The sequence below is a fragment of the Methanoculleus sp. UBA413 genome (genome assembly GCF_002502935.1).
In the GTDB taxonomy this organism is placed as follows: Archaea; Halobacteriota; Methanomicrobia; order Methanomicrobiales; family Methanoculleaceae; genus Methanoculleus; species Methanoculleus bourgensis.
Genome location: NZ_DAQR01000101.1, coordinates 549 through 21,564, shown reverse-complemented (window position 1 = coordinate 21,564; position 21,016 = coordinate 549). Strand labels below are relative to the sequence as shown.

21 protein-coding genes are annotated in these 21,016 nt (G+C 60.0%); 17 read left to right on the top strand and 4 right to left on the bottom strand.

Annotated features, from left to right (window positions below):
• The first annotated feature begins 12 nt into the window (after nucleotides 1-12).
• Entirely contained in the window at nucleotides 13-1,302 is a 1,290-nt protein-coding gene (locus BP858_RS08440; RefSeq protein ID WP_074174880.1) for an ATP-binding protein, read from the top strand.
• The gene (locus tag BP858_RS08435) at nucleotides 1,277-2,029 is read left to right on the top strand and encodes an MBL fold metallo-hydrolase (protein WP_082864865.1); all 753 of its coding nucleotides are present in this window, start codon (nucleotides 1,277-1,279) and stop codon (nucleotides 2,027-2,029) included. The genes BP858_RS08440 and BP858_RS08435 overlap by 26 nt, the downstream gene beginning before the upstream one ends.
• Here the strand turns inward: BP858_RS08435 and BP858_RS08430 are convergent, their stop codons facing one another.
• Nucleotides 2,030-2,875 carry a hypothetical protein gene (locus BP858_RS08430; protein WP_286879287.1) on the bottom strand — a complete coding sequence of 282 codons (846 nt, stop codon included), beginning with the start codon at nucleotides 2,873-2,875 and terminating at the stop codon, nucleotides 2,030-2,032. It lies immediately after the preceding gene.
• 613 nt (nucleotides 2,876-3,488) lie between these two features.
• Here BP858_RS08430 and BP858_RS08425 point away from each other — a divergent pair.
• From BP858_RS08425 to BP858_RS08370, 12 genes are all read left to right on the top strand, one after another.
• The gene (locus BP858_RS08425; protein WP_286879286.1) at nucleotides 3,489-3,683 is read left to right on the top strand and encodes a hypothetical protein; all 195 of its coding nucleotides are present in this window, start codon (nucleotides 3,489-3,491) and stop codon (nucleotides 3,681-3,683) included.
• 46 nt (nucleotides 3,684-3,729) lie between these two features.
• A complete protein-coding gene (locus BP858_RS08420) occupies nucleotides 3,730-4,491 on the top strand; it encodes a winged helix-turn-helix transcriptional regulator (protein ID WP_286879293.1) in 762 nt (253 codons plus the stop codon).
• A 418-nt stretch (nucleotides 4,492-4,909) separates the two neighbouring features.
• The gene (locus BP858_RS08415) at nucleotides 4,910-5,416 is read left to right on the top strand and encodes a hypothetical protein (RefSeq protein ID WP_145916341.1); all 507 of its coding nucleotides are present in this window, start codon (nucleotides 4,910-4,912) and stop codon (nucleotides 5,414-5,416) included.
• A 139-nt stretch (nucleotides 5,417-5,555) separates the two neighbouring features.
• Nucleotides 5,556-6,623: an ABC transporter permease gene (locus BP858_RS08410; RefSeq protein ID WP_286879285.1), complete on the top strand. Its 1,068-nt coding sequence runs from the start codon at nucleotides 5,556-5,558 to the stop codon at nucleotides 6,621-6,623.
• A gap of 219 nt (nucleotides 6,624-6,842) precedes the next feature.
• On the top strand, nucleotides 6,843-7,304 hold the full coding sequence (locus BP858_RS08405; RefSeq protein ID WP_011844995.1) for a hypothetical protein: 462 nt from the start codon (nucleotides 6,843-6,845) through the stop codon (nucleotides 7,302-7,304).
• 129 nt (nucleotides 7,305-7,433) lie between these two features.
• A complete protein-coding gene (locus BP858_RS08400; RefSeq protein WP_286879284.1) occupies nucleotides 7,434-8,855 on the top strand; it encodes a M20/M25/M40 family metallo-hydrolase in 1,422 nt (473 codons plus the stop codon).
• A 39-nt stretch (nucleotides 8,856-8,894) separates the two neighbouring features.
• Nucleotides 8,895-9,896: an ABC transporter permease subunit gene (locus tag BP858_RS08395; RefSeq protein WP_011844997.1), complete on the top strand. Its 1,002-nt coding sequence runs from the start codon at nucleotides 8,895-8,897 to the stop codon at nucleotides 9,894-9,896.
• Between the two features lie 344 nt (nucleotides 9,897-10,240).
• Nucleotides 10,241-10,882 (top strand): hypothetical protein, encoded by a 642-nt coding sequence (locus tag BP858_RS08390; protein ID WP_214166486.1) that lies wholly within the window; start codon nucleotides 10,241-10,243, stop codon nucleotides 10,880-10,882.
• 133 nt (nucleotides 10,883-11,015) lie between these two features.
• Nucleotides 11,016-11,846 (top strand): hypothetical protein, encoded by an 831-nt coding sequence (locus tag BP858_RS08385; RefSeq protein ID WP_286879283.1) that lies wholly within the window; start codon nucleotides 11,016-11,018, stop codon nucleotides 11,844-11,846.
• A gap of 155 nt (nucleotides 11,847-12,001) precedes the next feature.
• Nucleotides 12,002-12,955 (top strand): hypothetical protein, encoded by a 954-nt coding sequence (locus BP858_RS08380; protein WP_214166484.1) that lies wholly within the window; start codon nucleotides 12,002-12,004, stop codon nucleotides 12,953-12,955.
• Nucleotides 12,956-13,082: 127 nt separating this feature from the next.
• On the top strand, nucleotides 13,083-13,367 hold the full coding sequence (locus BP858_RS08375; RefSeq protein ID WP_082864863.1) for a DNA-directed RNA polymerase subunit L: 285 nt from the start codon (nucleotides 13,083-13,085) through the stop codon (nucleotides 13,365-13,367).
• Between the two features lie 6 nt (nucleotides 13,368-13,373).
• Nucleotides 13,374-13,985 carry a class I SAM-dependent methyltransferase gene (locus BP858_RS08370; RefSeq protein ID WP_074174874.1) on the top strand — a complete coding sequence of 204 codons (612 nt, stop codon included), beginning with the start codon at nucleotides 13,374-13,376 and terminating at the stop codon, nucleotides 13,983-13,985.
• A gap of 7 nt (nucleotides 13,986-13,992) precedes the next feature.
• On the opposite strand, the gene BP858_RS08365 is transcribed toward BP858_RS08370, so the two are convergent.
• Entirely contained in the window at nucleotides 13,993-14,610 is a 618-nt protein-coding gene (locus tag BP858_RS08365; RefSeq protein ID WP_074174873.1) for a translation initiation factor IF-2 subunit beta, read from the bottom strand.
• 95 nt (nucleotides 14,611-14,705) lie between these two features.
• Between BP858_RS08365 and purL the strand changes: the two genes are divergently transcribed.
• Complete coding sequence (gene purL, locus BP858_RS08360; RefSeq protein ID WP_286879282.1) at nucleotides 14,706-16,778, top strand: phosphoribosylformylglycinamidine synthase subunit PurL; 2,073 nt, start codon at nucleotides 14,706-14,708, stop codon at nucleotides 16,776-16,778.
• Nucleotides 16,779-16,797: 19 nt separating this feature from the next.
• Here purL and BP858_RS08355 read toward each other — a convergent pair whose 3' ends face one another.
• Entirely contained in the window at nucleotides 16,798-17,286 is a 489-nt protein-coding gene (locus tag BP858_RS08355; RefSeq protein WP_286879281.1) for a flavodoxin family protein, read from the bottom strand.
• A gap of 54 nt (nucleotides 17,287-17,340) precedes the next feature.
• Nucleotides 17,341-18,330 (bottom strand): ketol-acid reductoisomerase, encoded by a 990-nt coding sequence (gene ilvC, locus BP858_RS08350; protein WP_074174870.1) that lies wholly within the window; start codon nucleotides 18,328-18,330, stop codon nucleotides 17,341-17,343.
• A 126-nt stretch (nucleotides 18,331-18,456) separates the two neighbouring features.
• Here ilvC and mptA point away from each other — a divergent pair, with 126 nt between their 5' ends.
• Nucleotides 18,457-19,398, top strand: a complete 942-nt coding sequence (gene mptA, locus BP858_RS08345) for a GTP cyclohydrolase MptA (protein WP_074174869.1) — start codon at nucleotides 18,457-18,459, stop codon at nucleotides 19,396-19,398.
• A gap of 249 nt (nucleotides 19,399-19,647) precedes the next feature.
• Nucleotides 19,648-21,015 carry a coenzyme F420 hydrogenase subunit alpha gene (frhA, locus tag BP858_RS08340; RefSeq protein ID WP_286879280.1) on the top strand — a complete coding sequence of 456 codons (1,368 nt, stop codon included), beginning with the start codon at nucleotides 19,648-19,650 and terminating at the stop codon, nucleotides 21,013-21,015.
• Nucleotide 21,016: the final 1 nt, after the last annotated feature.

Genomic DNA, 21,016 nt, shown 5'->3' with positions numbered 1-21,016 from the left:
CAGTTCATAGATATGACCACCGATACGGGTACGCGTGACGTCCTCGCCATCATGGAGCTCCTGCTCACCGCGGAGATATTCAACCGGAACCAGGATCTCGGCATCAACGACCTTCGCCCGCGCTGCCGGGAGTTCTTTGGTGCCGGGATCGGCGGGAACACCGAGGTGAAGCGCCCGCTGATCGTGAGCGAAGGAGCGATCAAGAAGGTGCTCGGCGTCCCCGACGCCGTCTGCCAGGCCGTCCGCCGGAACCCGTTCGTCGGCTACGATGAGTTCGGGCAGCGCCTGAGCCTGCCCTCGCTCGACGCAGCGGCGGGATGGTTCCTCAAGAAGGGCGGGGGCCCGCTGGTCGAGGAGAACCCCGCCCTGGCCTCGTATTTTGAAGGGAAGGACGGCGTCCAGGTCAGGTACCAGGACGTCCGGGCGAAGAATCCCCGGTTTGAGGATACGAAGGAGTATATGGAGGCGAAGGTCTCCCGCCTCATCGGGGAGAATGAGGAGATGCGGGAGGCTCGCGACCTGATCATCATCAGTGCGCCGAATGAGGTCGAGTCTACGCTCGATAACCTGGTCTGCACCCCCCGGCAGGAGGAGACTATCAGGAAGATCGGCGTCGCCCTCGAGCACCGGGACTTCTTAAAGCAGCAGCGGATCTACGAGTTTGGGCGGCTCCTCTTCGTCGGTCCGCCCGGCACCGGGAAGACGTCGCTTGCGCTTGCGATGTCCCGGGAACTCCACATGCCGATCCTCGAAGTCCGCCTCGCGATGGTCACCTCCCAGTACCTGGGCGAGACCTCGAAGAACATCGACCGGATCTTTGACCTCGCGAAGAAACTCGCCCCCTGCATCCTCTTCATCGACGAGTTTGATTTCGTTGCGAAGACCCGGGTCAGCGACGACCACGGCGCGATGAAGCGCGCTGTGAATATGCTTCTGAAAAACATCGACCAGATCAGTTTCGTGAAGAACGGCGTCCTCCTCATCGGGGCGACGAACCATCCCCGCATCCTCGACGAGGCGGCCTGGCGGCGGTTCGACGAGGTGGTGGAGTTCCCGCTCCCGGACCAGGCGATGCGGCAGGCGATCCTCGAAAAGATCGCCGTTGCAATCGACTGCAACTGCAACTTCGCCGACCTCGCGGCACAGACGGAGGGGTTCTCGGGCTCCGACCTCCGGATGATGATGAAGGAGGCGGTGATCTCGGCGCTGATGGAGGACCGGCGCCACCTTGATGCGGCAGACATCGAGCGGGGTCTTCTCAGGGTCGAGGAGCGCAATGTCATCCGCGACACCGGATACTGACATGCAGATAACGCTGCTCGGGACCGGCGACGCCATCGGGACGCCGAAGGTGGGGTGCGACTGCGAGACCTGCCGGACGATGACCGCGGCGGGGAGATCAAGGCTCCGGACCTCCCTCCTCATCGAGACCGAGGGTAAGCACATCCTTATTGAGTCGTCGCCTGACCTGCGGCAGCAGCTCCTCCGGGCCTGCTCGCCCCATATCGATGCGGTCATCTGGTCGCACGGCCACTACGACCACTTCATCGGGTTTGGGGAGTTCTACCGGGTGCAGAAGGTCCCGCCGGCCTACGCGGCGCCGCCGGTGATGAACTACTGCTCCCGCTACCTCCACTTTTTGCCGTTTGAGAAACACCCGATCCCGGTCTACGAGCCGTTCGACCTCTTCGGCGTGACCTTCACGTTCTTTCCCGTGAACCACCCCCCGATCTACACCTGCGGGCTTCTGATCGAGCACGACAGTGTCACAGTCGTCTATACCTCGGATACACGGGAGGATATCCCCGAGAAGAGCCGGGACCTCCTCTGCAGCGCCGATATCGACCTCCTCTTCGTTGACGGCATAGCCCCCGAGGGCTACAATATCACCAAGCACATGAACTACGCCGAGGCGGTCAGGTTCGCCCGCGACGTCGGGGCGCGGGACTACCGGTGCGTCCACATGAGTCATATGGTGCCGCCGGAGATGCCGCACGCCGGGTACGATATGGAGACGTTCTGCTGGTGATTATCCGGCTCTTCCCCGGCAGCCCGGGATATACGAAGGATAGGTCTCGTAGGCGGCAGAAACCCAGCATGAATCGTTAACCTGGACCACGATCATCGGAGCGGCCATGCAGTCGTCGGGGTCCGGGTCCTCGGGGCGGAAGACCATCTGGGTGTAGCTCATATTTTTGTCAGTATAGGTGCCTCGTGAGAACGTGATCGTCTCGATACTCTCATTCTCCAGCAACCCGATGACCTCCGGATCGTGAAGCGCCACGGTCAATGCATCGAGGGAAGTGACTTTTTCCGGGCAGTTCTCCGGCGGTTGCGTGTATGGGCTTATACGTTCAGTGGGGTTCAACCGGTCGCGATGAAGGACCAGTTCCGGAGGGGAGGTGAATACCGTGAACTTCACCGGGATGTTCTCAATTCCCATACCCTTCGCCCGTTCATCAAGCATCGCAAACAGCGCCTCAATTGAGGAGACGTTCTCCGGCGGAGGCGGGCCGTTCCAGAGACTCACCCGGAGATACCCGTCAACGTCGTAGCCGAAACCGATGACTGACCCGTTGGGATAGAGGTAGTGCTCCTGTACCAGGTCCCATGTGGCGGTTTTGAAGTTCTCGAGGTCAGAATATGATGCGTTTTGCCCGCCCTTTGAGGAGGGAAGTCCTCCGAGTGTGATGGTGACGGGCTCTCGCTTGTTCAAACCGGTCTTCAGGAGTTGGACGACGCTCGTTCGTTCACCATGTTCAACGCCTATGCCGCGCTCATCGGCAATCGGATTCGCGGAAGCAGACCCGGGGCAGATCGATACCGTCAGCATGAGTATAACAAACACTGCCGTGAGCTGCTGCTTTTTCTCCATTTCTTCACCTCAATTATGATTGGTATCCAGCCATTGCCGGCATCACTGCCATGAACGTAGAGAGTGCCCGCATCCCCGTGTTTCCGTTCAGCCACTTTCTTCCAGGCGCCCTTGAAGACAGGAGGGGCACATCTAAGTATGTAAAACGCGTGCGTCCCCTTTGCCTCCGGGCATGCGGGACATTCACCCGGGAGTTTGGCAAACCGGCCGGGTGAACCTCCGCACTGGTGCAGGCGCCGCCTGCGGTACCCACAGTTGTTCACTGGGTTGTCCTGGGATAAACTGTTTATGGGACAAACACCAATTCGAAACCGTCTCTTCTAAAAAAGCGGTTTTAACGCCCTGGGATCACCGTAATGGTCTCCTCTGCGGCTGACCCGCCCTGAAGGAACTCCCCCGACGACAAAAGTATCGCCGGTACGAGCAAGAATGTTCCAGCAGATCCGGTGCAGGCCCCCTCTCTTCATTCACTGCGCGCAGGCCACCCCGGTGACGACGCCAGGGCTCTCCGACACCGTCGGCAAGGGTGAGACATGCACAGTTCTATCTCGGGAGCGGCGTCGAGTATCTTGAGGTATACCTGAACTGGGGTTCGACCTCCGATTCTCTGGCGTTGACCATCTACGCCCCATCGGGAAGCAGGATCGGCACGTTCCGCGACAGTAGCGACGGAATGATGGATGGCAAGATTCATATCGACATTGACCCAGATGGTGGTTATGTAAGTCAGGGGACGTGGACGTTTGATGAATACGACGAGAAAGTATCCTCTCAGAGAAACTACACCCTCAACCTCTACCCGTACTAGGCCAGGTAGACTTATCCGGCTGTTCACCCTCTCGGTCCTCTTTTTGGTGCTGCTGGTGTCTGTCGCCGATGCCACCGAATACACGGTCCGGCCCTCAAGAAACGTCGGGCAAGAGCCCGGCATGTCCATATCGGGCGAGAAGGTGCAGGAGGTAGACCCGATACCGTTCTGGCTCTTCCTGCTGGTATCCGTATTCCCCCAGCTGACGGCAGCACCGATCGAGACCCTCATTCCGTTGAAGGCCGCCGGATACCTCGGATACAAACGGATTTGCAGAGAAAACGCTCTTGAGAGTCCGCAGAGGCGCAAGATCTTGAGATTTGTCAAGAGGAACCCGGGATTGCACTTCAGGGAGATATTGAGGCGTGTGCCTCTGACGCGAGGGACGCTTGGTCATCATATGAAAACGATGGAATCCGTGGGCCTCTTAAAGACGGTATCGGGAAGAGGGAGGGTTCATTATTTTGTTGCAGGTGCCCCATACTCGGCCGAGGAGGAGAACCTCATCATCGCACTGAGGAATGAGAGTCTGCGGAGAATTATAACAGAGATCTATCTCAATCAAGGCGCATACAACGAAGAAATTGCAGAAGACGTCGGGTTATCAGGAGCTACAGTTTATGAACATCTACGGTACCTGAAAGATCTGGGTGTTGTGATCGCTGAGAGGGACGGGCGGTGTGTGCGATATACTCTCGCCGAGAACTATTCTCGTATACTGACGGATATGCGGACCCGCCTTAAACCGGCCCGGAGCGCGGCAGATCCCGCTGGATGGATCAGCCCCGGGGGTGTTCCCTCCCGGTAGGTGAGTTTCAGAGACCCCTGAATGTTATCGGTGTTCCCTCGGTCTCCCGTGTTGGCGATCGTTCGCCGTGACGCTCACTACGGTGGGAAGGTGCGCGCACTCTGCCTGCACACCAGTCTTTGGGGAAAGCACTGGAGTATCAGGCTCTGATACCTGCACTCCCGCTCTTTTCCATGAACTTGAGGTCTATGAACGCCCGGATGAATCGGCGTTTGTCCGAGAAACGGTATAAAGAAGAACAGCGAAGTCTCCATCGGGGAAGCCGCATGCGGTATCCCACGGGGGCCGGGGAACTTGATTGGCGTCGTGCCCCGACCCCCACAGCGTGCCCGGAGGGCAATAGGGCTGTTGGCTCCCATCGGGGATAGCCGTTGCGGTTCTGCGGCCTCCCGAAGCATGCATGAATAAGGTGAAAACCATGAAACTATTGCAGATTGGCATAGCCGCACTCCTCGTGCTGCTCTGCTTTGGGGGAGTTTCGGCAATCGAGGTGGCCAACTTTGCCGTATATCTCCAGCCCCCATCATCGGATGCGGGCGATACCAAAGGTGTTGATATTACTCTCGGAGAGGTGGGCACCGACGCAGTTGCCACATTCGTCTTCGGAGGTATAATCTCCGAATCATTTCCTAGCGATACCACTCAGTTTACCGTGCCTCCGGGTGTCTACAACTATATTCAGGTCGATATGAAGTTCTACCAGGTCGATGGCGAATGGAGTGACCTGCGGCTGAAACTGGTCGACAGCAATAACCGCGTCCTCGCACAGGACGATGGGCCGTGGCTCCCGTTCACCGAGAACGGTGAGCGTCACGTGCGGTATGATCAGCGTCTCCAGGAAGGCGACAAATACCGGGTCGTCGTCGAGAAGATCAGTCTTGCCGGGGATACCGAATTCGATGGAACAGGGAAGATGCAGACCTAAAAGAGAATTGGGTGCCGTCATGACGGCACCCCTGTCCCAATCGAGGCGCCACCATATCTGACACTCAAATCCTCCCTGTGCATCACAGGAGGGGCGCGTCCCACTCGATCCTGACGAAAACCTTGAGAGGAAGCATACCATGACCGCAGGACGCAGCCTCATCGTCGCCGCAAAAGAGTTCTCCGACCTCTTCACGAGCCGGCGGTTTCTCCTGATCTTTGCCCTGTACCTCATCATCGCCATAATCGGTATGGCCCAGGGGATCGAGCGCTATGATGACGCCCTGGCTTCGTACAACAAAGCGATGCAGGCGGCGGACGAGTACCGGGACCTGCAGAACCTCGGGGCCTGGTGGCTTGAGATGCCGGGCAAGCCCTCGATCCTGTACGTCTTCAGCTCCATGACCGGGACCACGATGACGCTCGGCGCACTGCTTGCCATCGCAACCGGGTTCGACTTGGTCACCCGCGAGAAAGAGACCCGGTCGCTCAAAACCCTCCTTGCGCATCCGGTCTACCGGGACGAGGTCATCGTCGGCAAGGCGTTCGGGGGCGCCGCCGCCCTGGGAGTCGTCGTGGGGCTTGCCCTTGCCCTCATCACCGCCGTCCTCCTCGTCCTCTCGATCGTGCCGACGGCGGGCGAGGTTGTTAGAATCCTGCTCTTCGGGGCGATCTCGCTCCTCTTCCTGGTCGCCTGGTTTGCCGTTGCTCTCGCGTTCTCGACGGTCACCCGGGAGAGCGGAAACGCGCTGATCTTCACCCTCGTGATCTTCTTCGTCATCTCGTCACTCCTCCCGGTGCTTGGGGCGATGGTTGGCGACGCCGTCGCAGGCCCGCCGCCGCAACGCCCCGAGTCGCCTCAGGAGGTCGCAGTGGACGTGGTCTACGTCTCATCCTCCACGGGTGAGTCGTCCGTTCACCGTGCCGATTCCCGACAGCAGGTTCCTGCGTGGAACGAAGCGCTGAGGGACTACCAAGAGGTACTGGCGGCGTATACCGAGAAGAAGAGATTTGCCACCAATGTGATCACGCTTCTCTCGCCGCAGGAGAGTTACCAGACTGTGGCCGATATTATCTCTGCACCCCAGAAGCGATCGCTTCCGGAATCTCTCGGTAGTGTCTGGGCAGGTATCGTGGGTCTGATCGTCTTCCCGTCGGTCTTCTTTGCCGCCGCGTACGGGAAGTTCATGCGAATGGATATCCGGTGACAGTTCAAGGGAATGCACAGAAACGTTATGAGGAGGAACGCCGACGTCTCGATTGGTGATACCGCACGCGGTATCCCGTGGGGGCCGGGTGTCTCGATTGGCGTCGTGCCCCGGCCCCCGCAGCGTGCCCGGAGGGCAATAGGGCTGTTGGCGTCCATCAAGGATAGCCGTTGCGGTTCTGCGGTCTCCCGGGTACGCATGAACGGAGGTAAAACCATCATGAAACAGAAAAAAATGTTCGGACCGTGTGCCGTTGCCGTCATCGGCCTGCTTCTCGTCTGTATGACGGTGGCGTCGGTCAGCGCTGAGAACGGGCTGCATGCCGTGGCCATTAATGGGGGCTCGCTCCTGATCAATGAGGACGGAGGCATCGACTGCACTGCTTCAGCTGATACGTACGCCGGCTCCTATATACCCGGGGTAACCTACCAGATCGACGTGGATTGTGAATACAGGGATTATAATGAGGTAGTTGGACAAACGGCCCAATTCCGCTTGGAAGGGCCGGATGGTTCCGTAGCCACGAAGTCCATTTTCGACGTTCCGCTCATCAACAACAACTGGAAGGGAAAGCTGTCGGTACCTTTTACGCCTGCCAGTCCCGGTTCGTATCACTGGGAGATCACGTGCAGTGAAGGTTCCGAGAGCGCCTCGGCTCGCGGGGACCTCATCCTGGTGTAAGGATAACCCACAATGGCGGCAGATTCCTCCTCTTCCCAACTTTTTGGTCCCCTCATTGCCGGGATCCCGATCATCGCCGCTTTGCTCCTCCTCGGCACGGCGATACCTACCCCGGCCTGTGCCGAGGATATGAATTCATTAACCGAGATCATCGGGGTGCTCACCGACTACCAGCGGGTCCCCGGCTTCGACGACGGACCGGCTGCCGACTACATCGCCGGGAGACTGGAGGAGTACGGATATGACGTACAGCAGGAGGTCTTTGCCGTCGAGACGGATGCGGGACCGGCCACGACCCAGAACGTCATCGGTATCAAGAAGGGCTCCGGGCCGGGGATCGTCGTCGTCTGCGCCCACTACGATGTCTACGGTCCCGACTGCCCCGGAGCGGACGACAACGCCGCCGGGGTCGCCGTGATGCTTGAGGTCGCACGGGCGCTCCGGACGGAATCCCTGGACCGATCGGTCTACTTCATCGCCTTCTCCGGCGAGGAGGTCGGGCTGCAGGGGAGCGCCGACTGGCTGGACCGCCACGCGGACCTTGCCGGGGATATCATCGCGGCCGTCAACCTCGACTGCGTTGCACGCGGCGACGAACTCCATGTCGATACACTCCCCCAGTACAGCTGGATACTGGACACCGTCCCCGAATCCCCGGCGATCAACCATCTGATTGGATCGAGTCTCGGGGGCGACCACTGGCGCTTCTGGGAGCACCATATCCCCGCCGCCCTGATAACCGACAACAGCGGCTACACCCTGCGGCATACCCCGGACGATACCCCCGAGACCCTGAACCTCTCCCTGGCGGCGTCCTGCACCGAAGCGGTGACCGGCATGGTCCGGACCCTTGCCGCCGCAGACGACACGACGCCCCCGGCGGTGGAAGGGTCGGTCGAGGAGGACGGGACGATCCGGTACGCCGTCTCCGAACCCGCGGTGACGCACCTCATCGTCGACGGGACCGACTTTGGCGCCCTCACATCAGGGCAGGTCACCCTCCCGCCGGGCCAGCATAGCGTCCGGGTCATTGCCTACGATGCGGCCGGGAACCGGGGCGTCCTGGACCTGGAGGCCGACGTGCCTGGTACCGGCCGCGACACCCCCGGGTCCGACCATCAGCCGGGGGGTATCAGCATCCCCTGGAAGCGGACGGAAGAAGACCGCGAGAAGTATGGAATGCAGCATTATGGCACCCCGTTTGTCTCCCTCTCCTACGACGGCCCGCGAGAGGAAGACCCGGAGACCCGAGTCGACGGCTACGTCGACGGTATCTGGATCACCGGGCTTGAGGGGGGGCATACCATTATCCATGCCTCGGGGCTCCACCGCTACGAGGTGGCGGCGGTCGCTGGCGGGGATGTCGTAGGGTATGACGAGACGACGTATCTCGTCAGACGATTGTATGACGACCCTATGCGTTACTACATCCAGAACAGCGCTGTGCGGGAGGCACAAGCCCCTGAGGACCCGCTCCCCCTGGTCCCGGTCGCATGCACGGTCGCCGCCTCGCTCCTTGCCGTCGGGTACCTCATCTCGCGGAGGCGGTAGGCAGAATGAACGATCATATGACACACAAGAGGTAATGATATGGCAGCAGAACGAGTCTTCACCGTGGCCGGGAAGGAATTCACCGACCACCTCACCAGCCGGAAATTCCTGGTGATCCTTGCGTTGCTCCTGATGTTTGCCCTGCTCGGCATGCACCAGGGGATCGACCAGTACAACAAGAACCTCGAGTCGTATAACCAGCAGTTACAGGAAGCGGGAGATTCCGCAGGACCCGGCATGATGCCTGAGCGGCCGTCGATCCTCTCCGTCTTCGGGTATCTGGTCAGCTCCCTGGTGCCGTTCGGAGGAATGCTCGCGATCGCGACCGGGTTTGACCTGATATCAAAGGAGAAGGAGTCCCGGTCGCTCAAAACCCTCCTCGCACACCCGGTCTACCGGGACGAGGTCATCAACGGCAAGGCGCTCGGCGGGGTTGCGGCTCTCGGGGTTGCCCTCGTCACCGCGTTCGCTCTCACTCTTGCCGTGCTCCTCGTCTGCTCGATCGTGCCGACGGCGGGCGAGGTTGCCGCTATCGGGGTCATTGGGTTCGCCTCGCTCCTCTACCTGCTGGCGTTCTTCGCCCTCGCTCTCGCCCTCTCGGTCGTCACAAAGGAGAGCGGGCATGCGGTGATCTACGGCCTGGCACTCTTCTTCGCTATCGCCTTCCTGCTGCCGGTCTTCGGGACGGCTCTTGGGGATGTGGTCGCGGGCGACCCGCCGCAGAGACCAGAGATGCCGGTGACCGTGGACGGGCGTCCGGTTGATGAAGCGGTATGGATGGCATACGAGGAGGAGTGCAGGCAGCATACCGGGGAGATGGAAGAATACCGGGGCAGACGACAGGTGGTCACTGATACGGTCAACCTCTTCTCCCCAATAGTGAGTTATCATGCGGTGGTCTGGCCGGTCGCCGATCCTTCGGGTATGCCACTGGAAGATGCCGAAGACCAGATCTGGCGGGGTGTTGCGGCGTTGATCGTCTTCCCGTCGGTCTTCTTCGCCGCCGCGTACGGGAAGTTCATGCGGATGGATATCCGGTGAGAGCGGGGAGCGGCCCACCCTGCACGCACTCTGCCTGCACCTGGACCCCGGGGAAAGCACTGGAGTATCAGGCTCTGATACCTGCACTCCCGCTCTTTTCCCTGGACTTGAGGCCTATGAACGCCCGGATGAATCGGTGTTTGTCCGAGAAACGGTATAAAGAAGAACAGCGAAGTCTCCATCGGTGATACCGCACGCGGTATCCCGCGGGAGCCGGGTGTCTCGATTGGCGTCGTGCCCCGGCCCCCACCGCGTGCCCGGAGGGCAATAGGGCTGTTGGCTATTATCAGAGATAGCCATTGCGGTCCCACGGCCTCCCGGAGCACGCATCGAGGTGTGGAACCATGAAACCAAAATTCATTTCCGGAATCGGCGCCCTGTTTGTGGCGCTGCTACTCGTCGTCGCGGTCATCGTGCCGGCGGTGAGTGCAGATAGGACCTCCCCGGAAGATGCCATAGACGACACCGATTTGAGCGAACGTCTCCAGTACGTCATGAGCCCCGAGAAAGCACCCGAACCCCAAAGTCAAACGATAGATGCAAGCGATCACATTCGCACGGTGGATCTCTCCAATCAGGGGATAGACATCTCTAATCTTGGAGAAATAGGGCCGTTGGCCATTGAATTCAAAGTCGGAGATCTGTACTTCAATGAATCTTGGGGTAGTACACCGGCAATAGCGTCTCTAAAGGACTATACCTTAACGGGTGTTCCAGAGGAAGGCCTCTGGGTCAAACCATGGGTAGAATGGAAGTTTGACGATACCGACTGGTGGGCAGGTGGCGATGTGCACTTTGAGTTTACGGATGACGGCGGAACCGCTGTTGAAGTTTGTCCGGATGGTCTTGGAACGGGCGATTCCAACAAAGGTACGCTCAGTCCCGGCTCTTTTTGCGTATACCCGGGTAATGTCTATGACTTCCACGGAAGCGTCTATCGAGGAGATGAGTCCGATAAGAGTTCAGGCAGACTGTATGTTAGGTGAAGAAGATGGATGCATCATATGCCAATCCTCTCTCCATTTTTAAAATTACTACCGAGGAGGGCGCAGCTGCTCATCATATGAGCATCGGACCCGCCTCGCTCTATCTCGTCCGGGCGTGCTTCAAGGAGATCCCGTGAATCCGAAACGTATCTTCGGCATCTGTGTCCTGTTCGCGGCGCTGCTGGTCGTCGGCGTAGCCTTTGCGCTGGTGGTGGGGGCAGAGGCAGTTCTCTCTACGAGTACTGCTCAGGAAACGCTGCGAATTGCCCCCAATAGTTCAGGCATGTCTGAAGATGAATTTATGGCCTACGCCGGGAGAATGGAGCAGAAATACGGTTCGGAGGCCGTGAGCGCATTAAGACTGCACATCCCTGACGAAACCCGCGGTCCATCTCAGGGGGCGGGTGCGACGCCGAATATCCGGTATGTGTCGGCATGGAGCGGCAGTCTGGAGATCAGGAACAATGACGGCGTGGTCCTGGCAGATTCCGACAATGCACTGGTTCTCTATGCGTTAGACCTGACCGACGAGCAGGGCAGAGATCATTACTACTGGTGGCAGTGGGGCGCTGCGAAAAACCGCGAGGATACCTGGATAGGCGACGACTCAAACCTTCGGAACTTTTGGAGCCGGGTAGAGTTCGAAAATTCCACATCAAACTTGCTATGGTATGCCCCCGATGGGGATATGCGTGGTGTTGAAAATACAGTTACATTACGGTTCGGACTCGAGTTTTCGGGTCCGGATTGCCACAACATCAGCAAGGACTTCATCCTGCACCAGGGCAAGATCAGGCCGAAACCGGGTGAATGCCGGGTGGGAAACGCCGGGAAGTATGCGGTTGACTGGGTTGGAAGTTATGAAGGAACACAGTCTATCTATGGTATCTGCGAAGAGAGGCGGCAGGACAGCGCGGGTTCGGCAGTTCTATGGACATATTGCCTGACGGCAAGTCAGTTTTAGGCTGTAGTAGCGAGTGCCGGAAGCAAATTGGGGGACGTAATGCACGTTCCCGTAGCGGGATGAGTGAAGAGATGATGGAAAAGGAAAGGAGCAGGCTTAAAACGATAGTGTCGGCCCCTTTGCTCTCTCTTGCAATTCTAGGGTGTCTCCTTCTTATGGCCGGGTGTACGAGCGAGGGAGGACCTGACAGTGCGACTCCAGTACCGACCCCTCCCACGTTCCAGCCCGATATCCTGGATAAGCCGATCATCAACGCTCCCCCTGGAAAGGAAGGCGCTCCTCCTTTCCTCTTTGATTTCGATGCAGGGAACTCCTCGGGCTTCGAGGAAGTCAGGGCCGACCACCCGGGAGCGCCGACACTCATTCTGGGATCAAATGCATCGGCAACCCTCCCGATCGTCGTCTCCTCGGAAGCCGATACCGGTGTTGATGTCAGGGTCGTTCGGACCGACGGGCTGCCCGATGATGTATGCGTCTCCTATGTCCCGGACACCTTCACCCTTCGGATAGGGGAGAAGGCACGCCTCAAGATGCACCTTACCGCCCTGGACAATCGAACCATGCCGGCAGAGGCGATCGTTGTCTGGATGGAGGGTGTGGGATGGGAGGTTGGGAGAGGTTTCTTCCTCGGACTGGATCATGGCGAGGCGTTGCCGGGAATGCCGGGGGACTGGACGCCTCGTCCGGCAGACAACCCCGGGGAGGATACCCCCTACATCGAGATTCACCGCGCAGGAGGCCTGAGCGTCTTCCTCCACCCGGAAGACCCCGGGTATCCCGCCATCGAAGCAGAATGCGGCGAGCAGATCCGGTGCATCTCTGCTCAGTACAAGACGGGGTTCTCGCCGGAGGAACTGGAGGCCATGAAACAGAACGGCACCTACGTCGCGATGAACTTCCCGATCCCCACGACGTTTGAGACAGGTTATCTCGTTGACGGGTCGCCGAAGGTGGTCACGGTAAACGAGGTGATAATTTTTCTGGATCTCGAAGATTATCCAGAGGCCATGATCATCACGCGGGCAGATGATGAACCCGGGGTCTGGGACACATCGCGCGACCGCAGGGAACTCCGCGACCTGGTCGCGCCGGACGTGCACGGGTCATAAGGACCGGGAGGGATCATCACGCTGCATGGCTCCCCGGCCACAGCGCCCATGAAGCACTGACACAGCGGAGGGTGATCCAGACCCACCCATACCTATATACTCCTCACAAAACCAAACATAGTTGCGTATGGCCATGAAACTCAAACTCCTGGAGTTAACCGACGATAAGGCCCGGATCCTCTTTGAAGGCGAAGGCAACACTTACGTAAACGCGCTCGCCGCCGAGCTTCTCAACGATCCCGGGGTGGACGTGGCGCACCACAAGCAGGCATTCCAGTTCTCCGACCCCGAACTCGTCGTCACCACGATCGGCGGTCGGGACCCTCTTCTTGCAGTCACGGATGCGGCAAAACGGCTCTCCGGCTACGCCGGCGAACTCCTCCAGCAGATGGAAGCCCTCGAGACCGCGTAGAGAGCCATGAAGAAGAGCGCTGAAGGCTTCACCCGGATCGCCCGGGAAGTCTTTGCCCCCATCTACCCCGTCATCGCTGAGCAGGTGCTTGCGTGGTCCGGGATACGGGACGGTCTCTGCCTTGACCTCGGGAGCGGCCCCGGCCTCCTCTCGGTCGCGCTTGCGGAGAAGAGCGACCTCTCCGTCATCGCGCTCGATGCCGAACCGGCGATGGCGCGGATCGCGCAGGAGACCGCCGCCGAACGTACTGGCCGGGTAGCCCCGGTCATCGGCGACGTCCACTGCATGCCGGTCAGGGACAATACCGCATCACTCATCGTCAGCCGCGGCTCAATCTTCTTCTGGGAAGACCGGGTGCAGGCGTTCCGGGAGATCGAACGGGTCCTCCGGCCCGGCGGCGTCGCGTTCGTTGGCGGCAGCTTCGGGACCGCCGAGCTCCGGGACAACATCTTTGCCGAGATGCGGCGGCGCAACCCGAACTGGGACCGCGACGTCGCACGGAGGAGCGGGCAGGCGACTCCCGATCTGCTCCGCCGGGAGCTCGCAGCAAGCGCTGTTGCCGGCTCCCGGATACGGGAAGAAGAAGCAGGGTTCTGGGTGGAGATCAGGAAAGACTGATCTCTTTTTAGTCAACACGCTCGGTGAAGATGATCGTCCCGGCGATCCGGGTGATCTTTATCTTCACTGTCTGGCCCGGTTTTGCGTTCGCAACATACATCGTGTAGCGGTCGATCTTCACCACACCGTCGCCGCGCTTCGAGAGGAACTGCGGCGTCACGTCCATGATGGCGCCCTCGGTCGGTTTTGAGGCTGCAGAGGGATCTACGGTCGATCTCCGCTTCCGAACCGGCCGGTGACCGCCGCAGGCATCGCAGCGGAGCATCAGGATCCGGTCGCTCTTGACCAGCCGGGTATCGGGCTTCCCGCACTCCGAGCAGATGACGTAATCCTCGACGTAGCCGTGGATGATCGCGTTGATCTGCTCCTGCTCGAACTTCCCTGAGAAGACGGCCCGTGTCCCCTCGATCTTTCCGGCGGTGCCGAGTTCGCCGAGGAGGTGCTTCATCAGGTGCTCCTGGTCGCGCCTGAGGGTGCTTGCGATCTCGGCGAAGTTCTCAAGAACCGTGGTCTTCCCCTCGATGAAGGCGCGGGCGGTGGGAACAATGAACCGGTCCTCGGCCTCCGTCGGCTCCGTGATATTGGTATATGCCTTCTTGAGAAGGTCTTCATATGACGGGGTCATACCCCACTATTGGTCGCAGGACATCAAAAAGTGATTACCTTGATTCCCCGGCCTGCACACGCTTATCTAGATCGGCGACCCACCAGTTTTACAATATGTTATCGGCTCAGGACCTTGCACTGCTGCAAAAAACCCTCGAGCGCGACCTGACCGACGTCGAGGTCGCCTGCTTTGAAAATCTCTGGAGTGAACACTGCAGTTACCGATCCACCAAACCTCTCCTCAAGACGCTGCCGACGGAAGGGGACGAGGTGCTGCTCGGGCCCGGGGACGATGCCGCGATCGTGCGGTTCAGCGATACCTGTGCCCTCGCCATCGGGATGGAGAGCCACAACCACCCAAGTTACGTGGACCCCTACGAAGGTGCCGCCACCGGCGTCGGCGGAATCGTCCGCGACATCCTCTCCATGGGCGCCCGCCCCATCGCCCTGATGGACCCGCTCTACTTCGGCCCCCTCGATACCGAGAAGAACCGCTACCTCTTCGAGCAGGTCGTCGCCGGTGTCGCGGATTACGGCAACTGTATCGGGGTGCCGGTCGTCAGGGGCGAACTCGTCTTCGACCACTCGTACTCGGGAAACCCGCTCGTGAACGTCGTCTGCGTCGGTATCGTGGACCCGGACCGCTACATCACCGCCCGGGTGAAACGGCCCGGCAACCACCTGGTGCTGCTCGGCTCCTCGACCGGCCAGGACGGTCTTGGCGGGGCGTCGTTTGCCTCCCGGGACCTTGCCGGTGATACTGAAGCCGCAAGCCGGCCGAGCGTCCAGGTCGGCGACCCCTACACCGAGAAACTCCTCATCGACGCAATCCTTGAGATGGCAGAGACCGGGAAGATCCTCTCCTGCCGCGACCTCGGGGCGGCGGGGCTTGCGGGAGCGTCAAGCGAGATGGCGAGCACGTTTGGGGCGGTCATCTACGCAGACCAGGTCCACCTCAGGGAGACTGGGATGGTGCCCCGTGAGATCATGCTCGCCGAGTCCCAGGAGCGGATGATGGTCGAGGTGGCGCCCGAGGATGTCGCCCTGGTGGGCAGGATCGCGGAGAAATACGACCTCGGCTGGAGCGATGTCGGCGAGGTGATCAGTGAGCCCCGCTACATCGTGAAGTTCCACGGTGAGGTCGTCGCTGACCTGCCCATCGATCTGCTGGTCGGGGGAGCGCCGCTCTGCTCGTGGGAGAAGAAACCCTACTCGGCGGAGACACCGTTCTCCCGCCCGGAGGGGACGGTAAAGGACCTCGCGCTCGCGGTGCTTTCGCACCCGGACGTGGCGCGCAAGGACTGGGTCTACGAGCAGTACGACCGGGACGTCCAGCTCCGGACGGTCTCGGTCCAGAACGACGCCGCCGTGCTCCGCCTGGAGGATAAGGCGCTTGTCTTCTCCTGCGGGTGCAACCCCCGGCACATCTACTTAAAGCCCTTTGAGGGGACGGCGAACGCCGTCATCGAGAACGCAAGCAACCTCGCCTGCCTCGGTGCCGACCCGCTCAGTCTCGTCAACTGCCTCAACTTCGCAAGCCCCGAGCACCCGGAGGTCAACTGGCAGCTCGAGCAGTGTGTCCTCGGCCTCGGGGATGCGGCGCGGAGGATGGCAATCCCGGTCGTCGGCGGCAACGTCTCGCTCTATAACGAGAGCGACGAGTTCGGGACGCAGATCAAGCCCACGCCATCGCTCGGGATGGTAGGGCGCGGGGATGTCAGGCAGTGGACGGCCCCGGCCAAAGGCGAACTCCTGGCCCTGATCGGGACGACGGAGCCTGACTTTGGTGGTTCGGTCCTCGATGCCGTCACCGGGTGCGGCGGCCACGCACCCGCGGTGGCCGACCCGGCCGTCCTCGCCGTCGTCCGCGACCTCGTCAGGGAAGGTCGGGTCACCTCCGCCACCGACCTCTCCCTGGGCGGGCTCCTCGCGGCGCTCGTGAAGGTCGCGCCACAGTCAGACGTCACACTCACCGGCGACGCCCTGGAGGAACTCTTCTCCGAGACCTACGGCCGGTTCCTGGTCGCGGCGAAGGACGAGGCGGCCCTTGTTGGAGTTGAGCACCGGATCATCGGCAGGGTCGGGGGCGACGCCCTCACCCTCAGGCTGAAGGGCGAGATTATCGTCATCACGCCTGAGGAACTCGAGACGGCGCTCTCCTCGACGACCCGGCAGATGCGGTTCTGACCGGCTCTCCCGTCTTTTTTTACGTCCCGCTGACCGCTCGCGGCTGGACGAGGTCGACCAGGGCCTCCACCGCCCCGGTATTCTGCAGGTCACGATCCGTGAACGAGACTGCTCCCCTGACGTCGGCGCCCCGGTCCGCAAGCATCGCCTGCATACGCTCGAGGGTCTTCCCTGGCGCCCCGCGAGAAGTGCAGAAAACGGCTGCGGTCTTTCCTTCGATGCCCTGCAGGGCGGCGACGGCGGCGTTGGCGGCGGGTGTCGGGTTGAACGCCCATACCGGGCTTCCGACGACGACGGCATCGTAGCCGGAGACATCGATGAGGGCAGGCTCAATCGCGGCAAGCTCGCTTCGCATAGCCCGCGGAGCGCCTTTCAGGTACATCCCCACTTTCGAGTAACCCGCAAGGTCTCGTACCTCGACAAGATCGCCGTCGGTCGCCGCGGCGAGCCGCTGGGCCACTGCCCGGGTGGTTCCGGTCTCAGAATGGAAGATGATGCAGACGGACATACCGGAGGGTAGCGCCGGAGAGCATAAACCGGTATCGGCTGGAAAAAGGGGGTATTATTTTTTGAACTGCGGCATAAACCCGCGGATCTCTCGGCCAACCTGCTCGATCAGGTGCTCCTCGTCCGCCTTCGTCAGCGCCGTGAAGACCGGGCGGTTCACCATGTTCTCAAGCATCCACTCCCGCGCGAACTCACCGTTCTGGATCTCCTCGAGGATCTCCTGCATCGCCGCGTAGGTCTCCGGCCCGATGACGCGCGGCCCCCGTGTCAGGTCGCCGTACTGAGCGGTGTTGCTGATCGAGTCGCGCATCTTCGTAAATCCGCCCTCGTAGATGAGGTCGACGATGAGTTTCATCTCGTGCAGGACCTCAAGGTAGGCCATCTCAGGCGCGTATCCGGCGTCTACGAGGGTCTCAAACCCTGCCTTGATGAGCGAGGTCACCCCCCCGCAGAGGACCGCCTGCTCCCCGAAGAGATCGGTCTCGGTCTCCTCCGCAAACGTCGTCTCGAGCACCACCGCGCGGGTTGCGCCGATCCCCCGGGCGTAGGCGAGTGCGATGGCGTGCGCCTTCCCGGTGTAGTCCTGGTGGACGGCGATGAGAGCCGGGACGCCCTTCCCCTCCCCGTAGGTTCGCCTGACCATGTGGCCGGGCCCTTTCGGGGCGACCATGATCACGTCGACCGTGGGTGGGGGAACGATCTGCCCGTAGTGGATGTTGAACCCATGCGAGAACATCAGGCAGGCGTTCTCTTTGAGATGCGGGCTGATCTCGGCGCGGTAGACGGCCGCCTGGGTCTCGTCGGGGAGGAGAATCTGGACGATATCGGCGCGCCTGACGGCGTCAGCCACCGGGTAGACCTCAAAACCATCTTCCGACGCTCTCTGCCAGCTGCCGCCCGGCCGCAGGCCGATGACGACCTGACAGCCCGAGTCACGCAGATTCAACGCCTGTCCACGACCCTGAGAGCCGTAGCCGATGACGGCGATCGTCCTGCCCTCAAGGGCGCGGGGATCAGCGTCAGACTCATAATATTTCTGCACCATAGATACTCACCTCCGGTTAGACAGCAAAGTTAATAAACATTGTATCGGAAATCCTCTGTTGTCGGGAGAGTTATTTAAGGTCCATGAAGAGAAACCTTACTCTCTATACACTATTGAGGATTTGAGATGGAACTGCCAGATGTCCAGTCCAGCCTGCCGGAGGTCCGCATCAATCTGACCAGGGTAGGTGTAAAAAACGTCCAAAAACTCGTCGAAGTCGCTCGCCCCGGCAAACGGCCGGTCATTTTCATCTCCAACTTCGATGTCTTCGTCGACCTGCCGGGAAGCCTGAAAGGTGCAAACCTCTCCCGCAACTTTGAAGTCATTGATGACGTGCTACAGCAGGCCATCGACGGGGAGGTAAAGGTGATCGAGGAACTCTGCAGCGTAGTAGCGCGGAAACTCCTCGACCGGCATGAGTACGCGGAGCGAACCGAAGTCAGGATGCGGAGCCAGTTCATGGTCCGGCGGGAGACGCCGGTCAGCGAAACCAGCTGCCATGAAGTGGTGAACGTTCATGCAAGCGCGATCGCTCAGAGGAACGACGGAAGCCCGATCATCAGAAAGAGCATCGGCGCCGAAGTGACCGGGATGACCGCCTGCCCCTGCGCCCAGAACATCATGAAGGACCATGCCCTGCATGTCCTCGAGAACCTCGGCGTGGCGGAGGATAAGATCGAGGCGTTCTTCGAGGAGGTGCCGATGGCCACGCACAATCAACGTGGGCGAGGTTTCCTCTGTGTCGAGACCGACGACGACCAGTATGTCAGCCTCGAGAAGATCATCAAGATCCTGAAGGACTCCATGAGTGCGCGCATATACGAACTCCTCAAGCGGGGCGACGAGAGCTACGTTGTGATGGAGGCTCACAAGAATGCTCGGTTCGTTGAAGACTGTGTTCGCGAAATGGCCCGCAAGGTGATCGCGCAGTTCCGGGATCTCCCCGGAGATTCCGTGGTAACCATAAAACAGACAAATGAGGAGAGTATCCACCAGCACGATGCATACGCTGAGCGGAAGGCAACGATAGCTGAACTCGTCGCGGAGATGGATGAGGGAGCACTATAGATCCTAAGAACATATTTCCTTTTTTATATTATGTTAACTGATTATAATACACAGTCAACCTGTTTTTAACATGGGGTGTTACGAAATTTTAATTGAGTACTATTGAAAATGGGCCCAAACGAAAGGTATAAACTCTGTTTTCTTCATATTCCTTCTTGACGTACCTGTGTACGTTTCCAGTGCAAAAAATTGTGTGGTAACACCGGTATAGTGTTCAGAACACCAGAATATCGGAATGAGGCGATATATTTGTCGAAAGTTGTAGAGATTTCCCCAACAACGAGACATGAAGGCCACTCAAAGCTCGTTCTAAAAGTTAACGATGAAGGCATCGTCGAGCGTGGAGATTGGCTCAGCATCACCCCGGTGAGGGGTGTCGAGAAGCTCGCTATCGGCAAGACGATGGAGCAGGTTCCAAAGATCGCATCGCGCGTCTGCGGTATCTGTCCTATCGCACATACCCTGGCGGGCATTGAGGCGATGGAAGCATCCATCGGGTGTGAGATCCCCGAGGACGCGAAACTCCTGCGTTACATCCTGCAGTGTGCAAACAGGATGCACAGCCACTCCCTGCACAACATCCTATCCCTCCCGGACATGTACATCCCCGGGACCGATACGAAGATCAACCCGTTCACCAAGGAAGAACCGGTCAGGAGTGTTGCTCTCCGGATCCAGCGGATCCGTGAGATCGGCCAGACCATCGGCGAGATCGTCGGTGGGGAAGCCATCCACCCGAGCAACCCCCGCGTCGGTGGTATGTACACCAACATCACCCCACGTGCAAAGGCCAAGATCTATGATCTCGCGAAAGAGGCCCGGGTTCTCACCCAGCAGCAGATGGAGTTCATGATCTCGGTCTTCCGGAACTACCAGAAGCGTGACTGGTCCGAAGTCGGCGGCGTCGAAGTGCCTATCCCCGACGACCTCGGCTACCACAACCAGGGCTACATGGCCGTTGCGCCGATCTACGGCAGCAGCAGCCTCGATGAGAACCCTACCTGGTTCCCGGAGCGGTTCACCGAAGTCCGCCCCTGGGACTGGTATATGGGTGAGATGGAGGTCAGCGAGGCCGACGAGAACTACCCCATAGGTGGCACCACCCCCGTAGGCACGAAGACCTGGCCCCAGATGGAAGCCTGCACCGGTGTCCCGCTCTACGACGGCCAGCCTGTCGAGGTCGGACCGCGTGCACGTCAGGTCCAGTTCAAGAACTATGACGAGAAGGGTGCGATTGGGCTGCAGATTGCACGCCAGATGGAGCTCCCCGGAACCGCGTATGGCATCCTCGACGCACTGGATGCGCTCAATACCTCCGGATCTGTGCTTGCAGACGATATCCCGCAGGGTGACGGGTCCCTCGGGTGGGCTGCGAACGAGGCTCCCCGTGGAACCGACGTCCACCTCGCCCGTGTCAAGGACGGCAGAGTCCAGTACTTCTCGATGCTCGTCCCAACCACCTGGAACTTCCCGACCTGCAGCCGTGCACTGACCGGTGCACCATGGCGGCTCGCGGAAGTCATCGTGCGTGCGTATGACCCCTGTGTCTCATGTGCAACGCACATGCTGGTCGTCGACGAAGACAAGAGGTTAGTGGCCCAGAAACTCATTCAGTGAG